Raw genomic sequence first — 17,006 nt, forward strand, 5'->3', positions numbered from 1 at the left:
TCATGGCGGCCGATCCCCTCTCCATCCTCAAGACCGTCTTCGGCTATGACAGCTTCCGCGGGCGGCAGCGGGACATCATCGACCATGTGACAGCGGGCCGTCACGCCTTCGTCCTGATGCCGACCGGCGGCGGCAAGTCGCTGTGCTACCAGATCCCGGCGCTGGCGCGTCCGGGCATCGGGCTCGTCATCTCTCCTCTCATCGCGCTGATGGAAGACCAGGTGACGGCGCTCCGGCAGGCCGGCGTGAAGGCGGCGGCGCTCAATTCCCGGCTCTGGGGCGCGGAGAAGGATCTGCTCTGGCAGGACATCGAGCGGGGCGAACTGGACCTGCTCTACATGGCCCCGGAAACGCTGCTGAAGCCGGAGAACCTGAACCGGCTGACATCCGCGCAGCTGTCTCTGATCGCCATCGACGAGGCCCATTGCGTCTCGCAATGGGGCCATGATTTCCGGCCCGAATACCGCGCGCTGAGCTGTCTCGCCGAGCGCTTCCCCGCTGTGCCGCGCATCGCGCTCACCGCGACGGCGGACGCGCCGACCCGGGCGGAGATCGTCGAGCACCTGAACATCGGCGTCGAGAACAGCTTCGTCTCCGGCTTCGACCGGCCGAACATCCGCTATGGCGCGGCCGAGAAGACCAGCACGATGCAGCAGACGCTGCGCTTCCTGGAGTCCCGCAAAGGCGAGAGCGGCATCGTCTATTGCCTGTCCAAGCGCAAGACGGAGGACGTCGCCGCCGCCCTCACCGACCATGGCTTCACCGCGCTACCCTATCACGCCGGCATGGAGATGAAGGCGCGGGAAGCCAACCAGCGCCGCTTCCAGCTCGAGCAAGGGCTGATCATGGTCGCCACCATCGCCTTCGGCATGGGCATCGACAAGCCCGACGTCCGCTTCGTGCTGCATGTCGACCTGCCTTCCAGCATCGAAGCCTACTATCAGGAGACCGGCCGCGCCGGCCGCGACGGCCTGCCCTCCGAGACCCTGATGCTCTACGGCGCCGACGACATCGCGCTGCGCCGCCGCTTCATCGACGAGTCGGAGGCATCAGATGCGCGCAAGCGCACCGAGCGCCGCAAGCTCGATGCGCTGCTCGGCTTCGCCGAATCCTGCCAATGCCGCCGGCAGGTTCTGCTGCGCTATTTCGGCGACGACTGCGAGCCCTGCGGCAATTGCGATGTCTGTCTCGATCCGCCCGCGACCTTCGACGGCACCATCGCCGCGCAGAAGCTGCTCTCCTGCGTCCACCGCACCGGCGAGCGCTTCGGGCAGGCCCATGTCGTCGCGGTCCTGCTCGGCGAGACCGACGAGCGCATCGAGCGGCTGGGCCATGACCAGCTCTCCACGTTCGGGATCGGCAAGGAGCACGACCGCAACGCCTGGCGCTCCATCGTCCGCCAGCTCGTCGCGCATGGGCTGATCGCGGTCGATGTCGCCGGCCATGGCGGCCTGTCGATTTCGCCCGAAGGCCGTCAGTTCCTGCGGGACAAGCCGCCCCTGAGCTTGCGTATCCTCAAGAAAGCCAAGCGCGACCGGGCATCGCGAGATCGCCAGACGGCACAAACGTTTCCTGCCGCCGACCGCGACCTGTTCGAGAAGCTGCGCGTCAAACGGATGGAGTTGGCCAAGGCGCAGAACGTGCCGCCCTATGTCATCTTCCATGACAAGACACTGGCCGAGATGGCCGCGCGGCGGCCGCGATCGGTCGCCGAGTTTGCCGCGATCCCCGGCGCCGGCGCCGTCAAGCTCGCGCGTTATGGCGAGGCCTTTTTGACGGTCATCAATGACCATGCTGCGAGCGCCTGAGACGGCCTGCGCTTGGTCGACTGATCCAACTTGTCTGACAGCCAATTGACCAAATAGCCCAGGCGCGACCTCGCGATCTCGCGGCGGCTTGCGCCCGAGCTTTGCTCGATGGTCCCCTCTTCTCCTTGAAGAAGAGGCGCAGGGAAGACCGGGTATCGGCTGATACCCGCGGTCCGCGTGCAGCAAAAAAAGCACGCGGCAGAACCACAGGTCAGCCCAACAACCGGCCTTCCCTGCGCAATGGTTTGAACAGATTATACGCGATCTCCTCGGGGACCGGCTTGTTTGCCCCCGTCGCCGGCGCGATGCGAAGCATCGTCGCCGACTTGGTCTCAGCACCGGGAGACCAGGACCACGCGATTTCACTGTCGCATCGATCCGTTCGTCCGCATGAAAAGATCATGCTGCAAACCGACGCGCCCACCGCATCCCAGGCTCGACGTTCGTGACGATCGCGAAACGTCCCTCTTCTCGAGCCGAGACGCGGGAGAATGTGAACTTGATTTGCCCGACGACACAAGCAGAGCGACATGCGACAAACTGGCACGACGGGCAATTCACGCATGACGCATGTGCGGATATCTGCCGTCAGGGCAAGAGCGCGGACGATACCGCTCAAGCGCAACGACATGCCGCGCTGGCCAAGCACGTGTGCCCAGGTCGCTCGGCTCTCGCTAGTTCTTGAAGACATCTCCTGTGACGACGACCAGATCACAGCGGAACTCGTCAGAGGTTTTGCCGCCGGCATCTTCAACCCGGCGATAGCAGGCGTTATTGCCGAAGGGTCTGTTCTCAAATTTTCCGTTCTTGTCCTGCACGACCTCGGATTGGATCTTCCCGCCGAGCATATTGAACAGGACGCGTGCCTTATCGCCTTTGCAGGCTAGAATGATGGCGTCACCGCCGTCTTCCAGGCCCCCCGCGCTCACGGATTCTTTCAGGCAGTCGTTGACGCCTGCGAAAATCAACTCCTTCCGTCCGACTTCGGCGGCGGACGCACTCGGCAGAGCGAGACAGATGAACAATATGAACTTCTTCATGACGACGGCTCTCCAGGCCGGGTTGAACGATCGATCGCCTCATCCAAACCATTTGGGACGATGAGGAATGCCTGCTTTGACTATCAGCCGAAAAACTCGGCGCAAGTCAGGCAGACAACGCAAGAGCCCTTCCAAATCTCGGCGCCGGACGAACGCGCGTGCCGGTGCCGGTCTTGCCTCTCTCCCCATTGTCACGGCCATGGAGTCCCGATTCATCCGCGCGCCGTCCGGCTGGATCACGCCGCCGAGCGCGCTACGTCGCTGCGACCCCATTTTTGGTCGTGATGCGCCCCGAGCGCTTCGATCCGAAATGGCGCGGCGTAATCGGCCTCACGTCAGGCGCCTGTTCACTCACGATAGCCTCGCGTTCAGCCACGCATCGCTTCGCTGTCGCGCATCGAGAGCCTGAGCTGGTTATGCTCCTCATTGTCGCTCCCCCGCGTCCTGTACGCTGGCCAGCACGAAATCCGTTGCGCTTCGCCCCTGCGAGGCAGCTGAACGCCTGATCAGGCTCTGGTGCGCGGCACTCTCCCGCGCGTCCAGGCGCTCCGCCCGAACAGGCCCCTCTGTTCGCGCGAGATGCGGTTGATTGGACCGTGACACAAGGCGAACACTGGTCGACAGGCTGCAGCGCGGAGACGGACTTGGTGCCGTCGATCCGGTTGCGCTCGCGCGAACTTTGAGCGATTGAATTGAGCCGCTCCACCCAGGGAATCGCGAACATGATCACCGTCTTCGGCGAAGGGAGAGGGTTCCGGGTCGTCTGGCTGCTGGAGGAAATGCGGCTCGCCTACCGACTGAGGCCGGTGGACCTTGCCGGCGTCGAGAACGACGCGGAGTTCCTGGCCGTCAACCCCGCCGGATTCATCCCGGCCATCCAGGACGGCGATGTCACCATGGTCGAGTCGATTGCGATCATGGAGTACCTGATGACCCGCCACGGGCCGACGTCGCTCGCCCCGGACCCGCACGATCCCACCTTCCCCACCTATCAGCAGTTCCTGCACCTGGGAGAAGCCGGCCTCGCGATGGGCGCTTACTTCGTCGGCGGCGCCCGCAATTTCGCCCCCGAGGCCGAGCGGAACAACTGGAGCGCCGGCCAAGCGCTGGAGATGTTCGAGAGCCGGCTGCGGCTGGTGAGGCGGCAGCTTGCGCGCTCGCCCTATCTCGCCGGCGAGGCGTTTACGGCGGCCGACATTTCGGTGACCTACGCCCTGGAGCTGGCCCGAAGATTTGGGGGCATCGCCCTCGGCGAGGCGGAGCAGGCCTATATGGCCCGCACCAGCGCACGCGACGCCTACGAGCGGGCCATGGAAACATGTAAGGGCAGAAGGGCATGGCTCGCTGCCGCGGCCGGTCAATGACCGCTCTCGGCGCTCAACCGCTTACGGAGCGCAAGCCAGTCCCGTAGGCCGCCATAAGCGTAGCGACATGCGCGCTGGCCTCGCCTCCGGGGTCGCTCCCGCCGACGCCCGTTGGGCCTCGGCGGGCGCTCGCCCGGGCTATGCCAAGAGAACACGACGCGCATCACCCATGTGCAGCGCGGCCAGAAGTATGCTCACGACGCGTCCGGCGCGATGACGCCCTTGCTGAAAATGAAGCAGCCGTAGAACCGGCGCTCGCCGGTCGCGATCACGCAATAGGCGGCCTTCGCCTTCTCATAGAACGCGTGGCGCTCGACGCCGACCAGCGGCCAGGATTTTCCTTCGGCGCGATCGATCACGGCCTGGACCTCCTGCTGCACCGGCGGCACCTCATGCGGCTGGCCGACGACCTCCATCCTGACCGCGGCATCGTCGACGAAGGTGTCGAGCGGCAGCACCGACAGCACCGCCTGGACGGCCCGGGCCGCGCTGACATTGTCGATGCGCAGCAGCTCGCCGAACACGGTCTGCCGCGCGATCGCGTCGGCCGGGAAATTGGTGTCGCAGATCACCAGCCGGTCGCCATGCCCCATCGCGCGCAGCGCATAGAGCACGTCGGCATTGAGCAACGGATCGATGGTCTTGAGCATGGTTTCTCCCTGCATCACGGTTTGCATTGTCATTCTGCCTGCCCTCACACTTTCGGCCGCGTCGGGCGAGGCGTTCAGTTGGATGGTGCGCTCTTCTCCAATGGGGTTCCAGACATTCTTCAGCTCCACCAAATGGCGCATGATGGGTGCGGGCCGACGGGGATGATCTGCAATGTTCGTGGACGACATTGCAGGGCGCCCCTATAGCAAGGCCGAGCACAACCGTTCCCTGCAGGCAGTGACCGGCTGACCGCCGTCAGCGAAACACATCCTGACCGAACCAATCAGTCGATGGGTTTCGCCGCCGGCTCAACCCATCCTGCCTACGACCGCAACCGCGCGCGGCTGGCCGTGCGCTGCATCGGTCGGTAGACCTTCAAAATCATCCCGACGGCAGCGCGGCCGAAGGCTGCGCATAGTGGCCCACCATTTGCTTGGACGTCTATTGCACCATAGGCGACGGGCTGGCGCATCCCGAGTATCTGATCCCGTCGGCTCCCTGACACAACGCCTCGCACGAATGTCGGATTGGCCCCAACCTGAACGTCGTCTGGCCGGTTTGCCACAAGGGCAGAAAACACAACCGACAGCCTGAACCAGGATGGGAGGCAATTTGACGAGATATTCAGGCCGCAGCCAAGACATGTGCGAGTGGGACGAGTTCGATCAGTCCCGGTCGCAGATGCGAGCCGTGCTGGCGCGAGATCAAGGGGGTGAGGTGCCGCCGTTCCTGCTCCTCTCCCTTCCAGGAATAAGCGCGCACGAGCAGCGCGTGTGTTCAGATCTTTGGGTGCGCGATCGGATCGCTGCACGTCGTCCTGAGCGCGACAGGCTTGCTTTCCGGTTTCCCATCGCTCCTCGCGATAAGATACGCATCGCCTATCTCTCCAACGACTTCCACGACCATGCCACATCGCGGCTGCTCATCGAGACGCTCGAGGCGCATGACCACAACCGCTTCGAGGTGCATGCCTATTCATTCGGCGTCGACGATGGCGGAGGAATGCGTCAACGCCTCTGCAGCAGTTTCGACGCCTTTCATGACGTGACGGCGATGAGCGACACCGACGCCGCGCGCACCATACACAGCGCAGGAATCGATATCCTTGTCGACCTGAAGGGATACACGCGGGGCGCTCGGACAGGCATCATGATGCTGCATCCTGCACCTGTTCAGGTGAACTATCTCGGATATCCCGGGACGATGGGCGGGGACACGTGCGACTACATCATCACCGACCCGTTCATGACGCCGATGGAGATTGCCTCTGCCTATTCGGAAGCCTTCGCCTACATGCCACACTCATATCAGCCGCATGGCCGAAAAAGCACCATCGGCCGTCGGCCTGAGCGCGCAGAGCTTGGCTTGCCGAAGACGGGTTTTGTGTTCTGCTGCTTCAATCAGGCCTACAAGATCACACCGGCGCGCTTTGACTTGTGGTGCCGGTTGCTCAATGCAGCCCCCGACAGCGTGTTGTGGCTCCTTGCCGACGAGCGCGCGCAAGGCAATCTTCGGGGAGAAGCCTTGCGACGCGGGATCATCCCTGATCGTCTCGTCTTTGCTCCCCACATGACTCAGAACGATCACCTGAGCCGTCTGCAAAATGCCGACCTCGTTCTCGATACCTCACCGTTTGGCGCTCATACGACGGCAAGTGATGCATTGTGGTGCGGCGTCCCGATCATCACATGCGCCGGCGAGACCTTTCCGTCCCGAGTGGCCGGAAGCCTCTTGCATGCGATCGGGATGCCGGAGCTGATAGCCCGAAACGAGGACGAGTATTTTTCAGCCGCCTTGGCGTTCGCGACACAGCCGGGCCTGCTGCATGCGTGCAAAGCCAAGCTCCGACGCAACCGCATGACGACACCGCTTTTCGACGTGGCCGCCTATACAGCGGCTCTCGAAAGTCTTTATGGCGCCATGTGGGAGCGCCACCGCTGCGGCGTCGCGCACACAACAATTGACGCGGTTGCGATCTGACAAGAGCGCAAGGTTGCTGTTCCCTGCGCCGATCCCGACGGGATCAACCTGCAAACGGCGTGACGAACATGCCGCGAGCGCCTGAAACGGCATGCGTCTTGGACGACTGATCCAACTTGTCAAACAGCCAATGACCAAACAGCCAAGGCACGACGCCGCGATCTCGCGGCGGCTTGCGCCCGAGTTTTGCTCGATTGTCCCCTCTTCTTCCTGAAGAAGAGGCGCAGGAAAGACCGGGTATCGGCTGATACCCGCGGTCCGCGTGCAGCAAAAAAGCACGCGGCAGAACCACAGGTCAGCCCAATCACCGGCCTTCCCTGCGCAATGGTTTGAACGGGTTATACGCGATCTCCCCGGGGACCGGCTTGTTTGCCCCCGTCGCCAGCGGATCATCCCCACCAACTTGGTCTCAGCACCGGGAGACCAGGACCACGCGATTTCACCGTCGCATCCGTTTGTTCGTCCGCCTGACGAGATCAAGCTGCAAACCGACGCGCCCACCGCATCCCAAGCTCAACGTTTGTGACGATCGCGAAACGTCCCTCTTGCGAGCCGAGACGCGGGAGAATGTGAACCTGATTTGCCCGACGGTGCAACTGATCAGTCCGCGACAAACTGGCACGACAGGCAGTTGGCGCATGAAGGGCATGCGCGCATTGCCCGTCGTGCAGACGGCGACTATGCGCATCCGTCTCCTCGAATATTCTCACGAGCAGCGTCGCGGCGACATCCCCCGAGTTAAGTGCACTCCAGCACTGTCACTGTAACTCTCAGTGACATTCCGCTGCTTCGTGCTTGGTCCATCCATCCTGATCTGGGGCGCTTCGCGATAAAGGCTATCAGGGAGATTGAAGAAGCGCCTCGTCAAATGAAGCGGCGCGCCAGGGGCTAGATTTGTCACCGCAAGATTCAGATCAAGAGTTCATGTAACACCGACGTGAAATACGCGGGGTATTGGTCTACGACTTGGCGGGCCTGTGCTTGGCCATTGCGTAGCGCGAGACGCGCGGATTGCCGGTTGGAAACGTTTGGAAACGCAAGTGCCAGAGCCTGAGCAACGACGCGGTCGGCGAAGCCTGCTTCAAAGAAGCCAAGAGCTGCGAGGGACGTGAGGCCCGATTTCATTTGCCGTTGAAGGAGCGCAAGCGCCTCCGGGAGGTCGCCTTCGTCACCCGCGGCGAGATCTGCAATGGTGGCCAGGATCATGGCGCCCTCGTACCCGAGCCCGCTTTCACAGATCGCAACGGCATCCTCCACCGTCGGATAGCGGTTGTTGCCGCCGATGCGTATGTTTCTGTCGGAGAGAAGCTGAAGTATTACCTCAAAGTTTGCTCCCCGGATCCAGCTCTCAACGATTTGCGGCATCACAGTTTGGTCCGACAAGGAAGTTATGGTGCCGCTCTTGTTGTACTGGAGCACAACAGCCGCCACTGACGCTAAAAGCGTCCCTGCGTTGAGCGCCCCGATGAGGGCCTCCCGGTTGTCATCCAGCCAGACCTTCAAGGTATTTACCGTAGTGGGAGCCAGCGGCGAGCGCCGCAGCGTCGCGCGCATCTCATCGGTTGTTGCGCCTTCAAGCAAGCGCTGTGCAACCGTGCGGAACACCGTTTCGATCTGACCTCTTTGCGTTTCGTCGGCAAGATAGTGGGCGAGTGTATTTCCCGCAAGATGAACGGCTCGATCGGCGAGCCCTTCTTGCGCGAAGTCCAGATGAGCCAAGAGGAAGGATGCAATTCCGTGCACGATCTGCATGCGCTCCTGCAAGTACCGTCGAAACCGCCGGGCGTCCACGCCGGGGTTCGCATTGACAACCTGCGCGACGGTGGCTTCAATGGTTGTTTCGTGGTCAAACACCAACGTATGGAGCAAGTCGACGCTTAGGGAGATTTGGCGCGTGGGCTGGCCGTATTCGAACGGCTCGAATATCTCCGAGATGCTACTGCTTGACGGCTCTGAATTGGATACATCGAGTAATTCTTTTGCGGTCTGCCATCGCCATCGTTCCCGCACCTGACGCCGTTTGTCGAAAACCTTCGTATCGGCGAAAATGATGCTGCCTTCCGTATGCATGCCGGCTCGGCCGGCGCGCCCAATTAGATTGTGAAAGTCGCGCACGAGTATCCGCTCTCCACCCTGGTAGACCCCGGTCACAATCAGGTATCGGATGGGCAGATTCACGCCCTGAGCGAGCGTTGACGTGCAGACGACGAAATTTATATCGCCTGTCTTCATGCCGTGCTCGATCGACAGGCGCAAGCCGTTTGGCACACTAGCATGATGCGGGAATATGCCGAGCTCTGACGCCTTTGTTGACGGGACATCCTGACCGACGTGTTGTGCGAAGAGCGAGGCAAGCCTTTCGACTTCGCCAGGATCCGCTTCATCGGCGGGTTTGGTAAAGCCACCGCTTCGCTGAAACAGGTCGACGGCCATCTCGCAGACACCGACGGCGGTGTCTTTGCGACCGCAAAAGACGGCGACGCTTCCCTTGGCAACGAGCTTGAGGCCAAGATAGAGGCCCGTTGAGGACCCGTCCTCCGGTTTTGGGAAGTACCGATCCGTTCGTTCCCGGCCTAAACGCCGAAGCTGTACGCGCTCGATAACGCGCGGAACGAAGAACTCCGTATCGTCTGGGTCCAGCGGACTGACGTATTCAAGTCGGCCGAGCTGGGTCTGCCAACTTGCAAACGCGACCCGCCTTGCCGTTGGCATCAAACCCGCCCCGTCGACGATGGCTTCTTCGTCGTCAATCAGCCATCCCGCTATGTTACGAGAGTTCGCAATCACGGCCGAGATCAATACGATTTGTGTGCCTTCAGCCAATGACAGCTTGAGGGATGTCAACAAAAGCTCATACGTAACTCCGCGCGCCCCGCTATCGAATTGGTGGCCTTCGTCGTAAATGACAAGGCCGATATGTTGGGCCAGCTCCGGCGTCCTGCGAATGAGGTAGAGAAGCTTTTCCGGAGTGACGATAAGAATCGTCTTTTGTTCCCACAGGCCTTCAACCGAAATATCTTGCTGGAAGCTGTCTGTCGCTTCATTCAAGGCGACATTCTCGCCGGCAAACGCACGCGCCATGTCCCCCCGGATATCGTGGCATAGCGACCGAAACGGACAGACGATGACGGCTAGCGACGCGCGGTCGCTGAGAAAGGCGCTGCGCAAGATCAACTCGGTAGCGCGGGTCTTCCCGGCGCTGGTGGGCATCTGGATGACCGCCGAGGTGCCTTGAAGGACGCCAGCCGCACAAATGCGTTGCTGCGACGGCCACAACTCACGCGGAAACGCGGGTCGCTGCAACGCTGGCAGCCAGGACTGAAGCGGCATGCCCGATGCAACCGGAAGAATAGTACGTGCCGCATTCGCGATCTTCTTGCGGACAAGGGCGGCGGCGATGTCCGCGTAAAGCAGCTCCCGGCCGTCACCGGTATGATAAGCTTCTTCTCGAATCCCGACGATTTCATTCACGGCATCTTCGGCATTGCCGCTGCCCGTCATGTACGCAGCGACAGCGTTGAGTACGGCATCGGGATAAGCGCCGTAGGCGGTGTGGCCGATAGGAGAGTAATCGGAAAGCAGCAGACGGTAGACCAGCAGCGCCAGGCCGGAGCCCAGCGCGACCGGTGGCGCCTCAGTGCCTCTGGCAACCACCATCGCGCTTCCGGGATTGTTAGCCAGGTAGTAAGCCGCGGCGCCAAGTAGGTGAAAGTCGACATTGACAGTCTCATCCAAACGGCTGTCGACATAGGCTTCAAAATAAGTCGCTGCGAATCCTAACGCTTCGTCGGTGGTCTGTTCACGCCCCGCAACTGTATCACCAAGAGCAATGGCCGCTGCGGCATCTCCCAACAACCCGACCGCCAGCGAAAACAGCAACTCGGGGCGCTGCGGCATCGCGATATGATGCTCGCCCGGCACATCAAATTCGTACATTTTGGCTTTGGATCGGGTAACCGAAAGCACCCGCCGCGCCGTTGCTTCAGGCCTCATTGGCAGCCCTTTCGTAAAGCGCATGAACAAGGGTCATCAGGGTATCCCCGCGTATGACGATGAGCTTCAAGTTCGCCGAATTGGGGTGCCCCGCCGTGATTGTTTGCGCGATCAGGGTCTCATCATATAACGACGCATTTAGCACGGCTGCCGCGCCACTTATCCGCGTGAACGGGTGATCCGCCATGTTCTGGAAACGCTGCACTTTTAGCGCTGGCGCTTCTTCGCCACGTTCAAAGAAGCGCTGCTTAAGGGCATTTAACGTCGTCGCTTCTCGCAAGGGATCTTTCCCGGAGTCGGTGACGGCATCCTGTAACCGATTTTTTGGTGTGTTTCCGGACAAGGACGCCTTGGCCTCAAAGACAAACAACTCATCGTTCGGATCGATGCCACCGTCATTTACGAATTGAAAGCCCAAGACATCGCAGCCCTTGGTCGATTCATTCCGACTCCACTTTTGATCATACCGGAGCTGGCGCGGACACCAGTAGCCAAGCTTGTATTCGATATAGTCCGCGACAAGAATCTCAGCGAAGTCTCCGGAACGAATGCTCGGACCTGGCTTTTCAGTAGCGTCGGGAAATTTAGTCTCAAGCAGATACTCGCCGTTGGTCTTGCCCGTCCCAGCAACAAGTTTCTTCAGCATATCGTCGTCGCAATAGTGTTCACGAAAATGCTTAGCCCATGCCGAAAGCACAGCGGGATCGTCGCCGTGCTGAAGCTCCCATACTTCAATTTCAATGCCGTCGGCTGTTGTCAGCCGCTCTCCGGTATCAACAAGCCAATCAAGATGAGCAGGTGTCGGCATCGTAAGAAGCAATCCTTTCAAAAAACGCTTTCAATACGTAACGTTCCTTCAGGAAAGATTTCGCTCAAGCCGGTGCTTGCGGCTCAGCCAGTCCGGCATCAACGTTTCCAACAGTTCGTAAAAGGTGGCACCGTGATGCGGATGGATGAGATGAACAAGCTCTTGCGTAATCAAGCAGTCGATGCAACCCGTGGGTGCACGAATGAAATCGCATTAGGATGACAGTGCACAAAACTACAGCGCCATCAGATCAGCACCTTGAACGACGCCATGAACTTCCGGTCAGCAGCATCCCTGCCGTCCAGCGGTTTGCGCTTCATGACCCGCACGAGGAAGGTGTGCCTTGTTTCCGTCCTTGGCCAGCTACGTCGTGGACGAAAGTCCCTGCAGGCCGGTCGACGTTTCCTCCAGGGGCGACGGAAACTCGACCGAGAAGAAATGCTCGGCCGGAGCGAACGCGGGGCCGGCGAAGGCCGGCGTCGGGATGACGGCACCACAAGGATGGCCAACAGATCGCGTCGCGATATCCCCCTCATGTCGACCCTACCTCACTCCCACTCGATCGTCCCCGGCGGCTTGCTGGTCACGTCGTACACCACCCGGTTCACGCCCTTGACCTCGTTGATGATGCGCGTCGCCGTGTTGCCCAAGAACTTCATGTCGAACGGATAGAAATCCGCGGTCATGCCGTCGGTGGAGGTGACCGCGCGGAGGCCGACGACGTAGTCGTAGGTGCGGCCGTCGCCCATGACGCCGACGGTTTTGACCGGCAGCAGCACAGCGAACGCCTGCCAGATGGTGTCGTAGAGGCCGGCCTTCCTGATCTCGTCGATATAGACAGCATCCGCCTTGCGCAGGATCTCAAGCTTGTCCCGGGTGATCTCGCCGGGACAGCGGATGGCAAGGCCCGGGCCCGGGAACGGGTGGCGGCCGACGAAGATCTCGGGCAGGCCGAGTTCGCGCCCCAACGCGCGGACCTCGTCCTTGAACAATTCGCGCAGCGGCTCGACGAGCTTCATGTGCATGCGCTCGGGCAGGCCGCCGACATTGTGGTGCGACTTGATGGTGACGGAGGGCCCGCCGGTGAAGGAGACGCTCTCGATCACATCAGGGTAGAGCGTGCCCTGCGCCAGGAAATCGGCGCCGCCGATCTTCTTGGCTTCGGCGTCGAACACGTCGATGAAGAGCTTGCCGATGGTCTTGCGCTTCGCTTCGGGATCGGTGACGCCGGCGAGTTCGCCGAGGAAAAGCTTCGACGCATCAACATGCACGAGCGGGATGTTGTAGTGATGCCGGAACAGGTCGACGACAGTCTGCGCCTCGTTGAGCCGCAGCAGCCCGTGATCGACGAACACGCAGGTGAGCTGATCGCCGATCGCCTCGTGGATCAGCACGGCGGCCACGGCCGAGTCGACGCCACCGGAGAGGCCGCAGATCACCCTGCCCTTGCCGACCTGCGCGCGGATCTTCTCGATCGCCTCCTCGCGGAAGGCGCGCATGGTCCAGTCGCCGGAAAGGCCGGCGACCTTGCGCACGAAGTTGCGCAAGAGCTTGGCGCCATCGGGCGTGTGCACCACCTCGGGGTGGAACATCAGGCCGTAATATTTGCGCGTCTCGTCCTGGATCACCGCGAACGGCGCGTTGGCCGACACGCCGGCGACGGAGAAGCCCGGCGGCATCCTGGTGATGCGGTCGCCATGGCTCATCCACACTTCGTGCTGCTCGCCCGTTTTCCAGACGCCGTCGAACAGGAGGCTATCGGTCTTGACCTCGACGTCGGCGCGGCCGAACTCGCGGTGGTGGCCGCCTTCGACCTCGCCGCCGAGCTGGGCCGCCAGGGTCATCTGGCCATAGCAGATGCCGAGCACCGGGACGCCGGATTCGAAGATCAGCTGCGGCGCGCGCGGCGAGCCTTCCTCATGGACCGACTCCGGCCCGCCGGACAGGATCACGGCCTTCGGCTTCATCTCGCGGAAGGCGGCCTCCGCCTTCTGGAACGGCACGATCTCGCAATAGACGCCGTCTTCGCGCACCCGCCGGGCGATCAGCTGGGTGACCTGGCTGCCGAAATCGACGATCAGAACCTTGTCATGCGCCGAGGCGACATGGAGCGTCGGGTCGGCGGCATCGGGGGATTTTTGTGGGGCTGTCATGGCAAGGAATTACGCCGCCGGGGCGAGTCCTGCAAGGCTTGAGGGTATCGCCCTCCCCGTCATTCCGGGGCGCCCGCAGGGCGAGCCCGGAATCGATGACCACGACCGGGCGTATGGATTCCGGGCCCGCGCCAAGCGGCGCGTCCCGGAATGACGCCGAGGGTGGGGTCAGGCCTTCCGCAACACCGAAACGAAGAACCCGCGCGGCCAGGGTCATCGCCAGTCCCGTAGGGTGGGCAAAGCGCAGCGTGCCCACCAATCGCGCCCGTCGATGGTCGGTGGGCACGGCGCGTTGCGCCTTTGCCCACCCTACTTCTTTTTCAAAATGGAGACGAAAAACCCGTCCGTGCCGGTGCGGCGCGGGGTCATCAGCCAGCCTTCGGGCGAGGCCAAGGCGGCCTCGCTGAAGGCCTCGGCCTTGTCCCACAAGACGCTCGCCGTCTGCTCCGGGGGCTGGACCGAGAATTCCGGATGCCGGGCGACGAAGCCGCGGACCTGCTCGCCATTCTCGGGATTCAGCACCGAGCAGGTGATATAGGCGATGCGGCCGCCCGGCTTGACCATTCCGGCCGCGCGCTCAAGCACTTCTGCCTGGTCCTTCAAGCGGATTTCGAGCGCGCCGGGACGCATGCGCCATTTGGCGTCGGGGTTGCGGCGCCAGGTGCCGGTGCCCGTGCAGGGCGCGTCGATCACGACCAGATCGGCCGAGGCCTTGATGTCGGCGAGCGGCTCCTCCTCGCCCTTCGGCGAGCGCACCTCGGCATTGTGGACCCCGGCCCGCGACAGCCGCTCATGGATCGGCGCGAGCTGGCGCTTGTCCTGGTCGGTGGCGATCAGCCGGCCCTTGCCCTGCATCAGCGCGGCGAGCGCCAGCGTCTTGCCGCCGGCGCCGGCGCAGAGATCGATCACCTGCTCGCCGGGCTTGGCCGCGGTGAACAGTGCCGCGAGCTGCGAGCCTTCGTCCTGCACCTCGATGTGGCCCTTGATGAAGTCCTCCTCGGCATGGATGCCGGGATTGCGGGCGTCGGCGCCGAGCTCGATGCGGAGGCCGATCGGCGACCACGGCGTCGGCGTGGGCTTCAGATGGCTCAGCGACTTCATCACCTTCTCGCGGCCGGCCTTCAGCGTGTTGACGCGCAGGTCCAGCGGCGCCCGGCTCGCCATCGCGGCGGCCTCGAGCGCACGGTCCGCGCCGAACACGGCGGCGAGATACGGATCGAGCCATTCCGGATAATCGCCCGCGACATGCGGCGGCGCGCCGTCGGCGGTGCACGAGGCCAGCGCGCTGCGCTCGGCGTCGGTCAACGGCGCGGGCGCAAAGCGGCCACCGTCGCACAAGGCCTCAATGGTCGGCACGTCGAGCCCGCGCTCGACCTTGAGCATGCCGAGCACGCGGGCGCGCGGGCTGTCGTCGTCCATCACGTAGGCGCTCGAGGCGCGCCGGCGCAGCACATCCCACACCAGCCCCGCGATCGCGGCGCGGTCGCCGGACCCGGCGAAGCGATGGCTGGTGCCCCAATCCTTCAACGCCTTGGCGGCGGGCGCACGCTGGGCCTCGATGGTGTCGATCAGTTCAATGGCGGCGGACAGCCGGGCGGCGGGGGTCATTTCAAACTTTCAGAACAAACTAAATCAGGATCAGGATCTTGAGCGCGAAATACAGCCACATCGCCAGCAGCACCAGCGCGCCGGCGAGCCACGCCATCGAACGCTGCCGCGCCTCGGCGGCGCCCACCAGCACCCCGGCATGGACGAAGCGCGTCACCACGAACACCCACGACAGCATCACGATGACGAGATCGGCGTGGCGGATCGGCAGCGTCAGTGCGATCAGCACGTAGAACAGCACGGGCAGGTCGAATTGATCGACCAGACCGTCACCGTTCGTGCGCGACCGCGATAGCCACAACAGCAGTGCGAAGGTCAACCCGACCTGCACGAACACCGGCAGCAAGACCATCTGTAGCGACATCGTGACGTCCTTTCGTTTGCTGCCGGAACTCGCGCAGGCCTGATCTCAGAGCTTGTCCGGCCCGACGCGGACCAGCTGCTTGCCGAAATTAGCACCCTTCAACAGGCCCATGAAGGCGTCCGGCGCATTCTCCAGGCCCTCGGTGACGAACTCCTTGTACTTGACCTTGCCCTCGCGCACCCAGCCTGACATGTCGCGCAGGAAATCGCCATGGCGCGCGGCGAAGTCGGAGACGATGAAGCCGCGGATCGTCAGCCGCTTCGTCAGCACATTGCGCATCAAGGCGCCGGCCCATTTCGGCGCCACCGACTGGGTGTCGTTGTAATGCGCGATCAGGCCGCACACCGGCATGCGGGCGAAATTGTTGAGCAGCGGGAACACCGCCTCGAACACCGGGCCGCCGACATTCTCGAAATAGACGTCGATGCCCTTCGGGCAAGCCTCTTTCAGCTTCGCCGCGAGATCGGGATCGCGATGGTCGATGCAGTCGTCGAAGCCGAACTCGGATCGGACGTAGTCGCATTTGTCCTTGCCGCCGGCGATGCCGATGGCGCGGGCGCCCTTGATCTTGGCGATCTGGCCGACGGCCGAGCCGACCGCGCCCGAGGCCGCAGCGACCACCACGGTCTCGCCCGGCTTGGGCTGGCCGATCTCGAGCAGGCCGGTATAGGCGGTCATGCCGGGCATGCCGAGCACGCCGACGGCGGTCGAGATCGGGGCAATCGCCGGATCGATCTTGCGCAAGCCTGCGCCGTCGGACAGCGCATGGGTCTGCCAGCCGGCGCGCGCGAGCACGATGTCGCCCTTGGCGAAATTCGGATTGTTGGAGGCGATGACCTCGCTGACCGTGCCCGCTTCCATCACGCCACCGACCGGCACCGGCTGGGCATAGGACGGACCGTCGCTCATGCGCCCGCGCATATAGGGATCGAGCGACAGCCAGATCGTGCGCAGCAGCACCTCGCCCTGTCCGGGCGTGGGCACGACGAAGGTCTCCAGCCGGAAATCGCTGGGCTTGGGCTCGCCGACCGGGCGCGATGCGAGAACGATGCGTTGGCCTTGGGACATCGGTGTTTCCTCTTTGTTGTTGGCTTCGTCATTCCGGGACATCGCGCAGCGATGGACCCGGAATCCAGAGGTGAGGGGCAAGACAATTTCGAGATTCCTGTATCTGACCGGGTGTCACTGTCATAGTGGCGGCGGGTAGAGACAGCTCGTTGGATTCCCGGTTGCCTCG

General features: G+C 62.7%; 13 protein-coding genes. 3 read left to right on the forward strand and 10 right to left on the reverse strand.

Annotated elements, in window-relative coordinates:
- Positions 1-2 precede the first annotated feature (2 nt).
- A complete protein-coding gene (recQ, locus tag QXZ85_RS32740; RefSeq protein WP_316175608.1) occupies positions 3-1,808 on the forward strand; it encodes a DNA helicase RecQ in 1,806 nt (601 codons plus the stop codon).
- Positions 1,809-2,482: 674 nt separating this feature from the next.
- On the opposite strand, the gene QXZ85_RS32745 is transcribed toward recQ, so the two are convergent.
- Together QXZ85_RS32745 and QXZ85_RS32750 are read right to left on the reverse strand one after the other, a co-directional pair.
- Positions 2,483-2,848 (reverse strand): hypothetical protein, encoded by a 366-nt coding sequence (locus tag QXZ85_RS32745; protein WP_315705408.1) that lies wholly within the window; start codon positions 2,846-2,848, stop codon positions 2,483-2,485.
- A gap of 423 nt (positions 2,849-3,271) precedes the next feature.
- Positions 3,272-3,451 (reverse strand): DUF1778 domain-containing protein, encoded by a 180-nt coding sequence (locus QXZ85_RS32750; protein ID WP_315744903.1) that lies wholly within the window; start codon positions 3,449-3,451, stop codon positions 3,272-3,274.
- Positions 3,452-3,570: 119 nt separating this feature from the next.
- On the opposite strand from QXZ85_RS32750, the gene QXZ85_RS32755 reads away from it, so the two are divergent.
- Complete coding sequence (locus tag QXZ85_RS32755) at positions 3,571-4,212, forward strand: glutathione S-transferase family protein (protein WP_316175605.1); 642 nt, start codon at positions 3,571-3,573, stop codon at positions 4,210-4,212.
- A gap of 194 nt (positions 4,213-4,406) precedes the next feature.
- On the opposite strand, the gene QXZ85_RS32760 is transcribed toward QXZ85_RS32755, so the two are convergent.
- Complete coding sequence (locus QXZ85_RS32760; protein WP_315731191.1) at positions 4,407-4,862, reverse strand: RbsD/FucU family protein; 456 nt, start codon at positions 4,860-4,862, stop codon at positions 4,407-4,409.
- 643 nt (positions 4,863-5,505) lie between these two features.
- On the opposite strand from QXZ85_RS32760, the gene QXZ85_RS32765 reads away from it, so the two are divergent.
- The gene (locus QXZ85_RS32765) at positions 5,506-6,843 is read left to right on the forward strand and encodes a UDP-N-acetylglucosamine-peptide N-acetylglucosaminyltransferase (protein WP_316175603.1); all 1,338 of its coding nucleotides are present in this window, start codon (positions 5,506-5,508) and stop codon (positions 6,841-6,843) included.
- A 909-nt stretch (positions 6,844-7,752) separates the two neighbouring features.
- On the opposite strand, the gene QXZ85_RS32770 is transcribed toward QXZ85_RS32765, so the two are convergent.
- From QXZ85_RS32770 to QXZ85_RS32795, 7 genes are all read right to left on the reverse strand, one after another.
- Positions 7,753-10,860: a DEAD/DEAH box helicase gene (locus tag QXZ85_RS32770; RefSeq protein WP_316175601.1), complete on the reverse strand. Its 3,108-nt coding sequence runs from the start codon at positions 10,858-10,860 to the stop codon at positions 7,753-7,755.
- Entirely contained in the window at positions 10,826-11,644 is an 819-nt protein-coding gene (locus tag QXZ85_RS32775) for a virulence associated protein (RefSeq protein ID WP_316175600.1), read from the reverse strand. Before QXZ85_RS32775 ends, QXZ85_RS32770 begins: the two co-directional genes overlap by 35 nt.
- Positions 11,645-11,692: 48 nt before the next feature.
- Positions 11,693-11,848 carry a M48 family metallopeptidase gene (locus tag QXZ85_RS33895; RefSeq protein WP_410052725.1) on the reverse strand — a complete coding sequence of 52 codons (156 nt, stop codon included), beginning with the start codon at positions 11,846-11,848 and terminating at the stop codon, positions 11,693-11,695.
- Positions 11,849-12,192: 344 nt separating this feature from the next.
- Positions 12,193-13,797 carry a glutamine-hydrolyzing GMP synthase gene (guaA, locus tag QXZ85_RS32780; protein WP_316175598.1) on the reverse strand — a complete coding sequence of 535 codons (1,605 nt, stop codon included), beginning with the start codon at positions 13,795-13,797 and terminating at the stop codon, positions 12,193-12,195.
- 309 nt (positions 13,798-14,106) lie between these two features.
- The gene (locus QXZ85_RS32785) at positions 14,107-15,405 is read right to left on the reverse strand and encodes an RsmB/NOP family class I SAM-dependent RNA methyltransferase (RefSeq protein WP_316175596.1); all 1,299 of its coding nucleotides are present in this window, start codon (positions 15,403-15,405) and stop codon (positions 14,107-14,109) included.
- A gap of 19 nt (positions 15,406-15,424) precedes the next feature.
- Positions 15,425-15,769 (reverse strand): MAPEG family protein, encoded by a 345-nt coding sequence (locus QXZ85_RS32790; protein WP_316168256.1) that lies wholly within the window; start codon positions 15,767-15,769, stop codon positions 15,425-15,427.
- Between the two features lie 45 nt (positions 15,770-15,814).
- Positions 15,815-16,837, reverse strand: a complete 1,023-nt coding sequence (locus QXZ85_RS32795; protein ID WP_316175594.1) for an NADP-dependent oxidoreductase — start codon at positions 16,835-16,837, stop codon at positions 15,815-15,817.
- Positions 16,838-17,006 lie beyond the last annotated feature (169 nt).

It is taken from the genome of Bradyrhizobium sp. SZCCHNGR1005, from assembly GCF_032489995.1.
Taxonomy (GTDB): Bacteria; Pseudomonadota; Alphaproteobacteria; order Rhizobiales; family Xanthobacteraceae; genus Bradyrhizobium.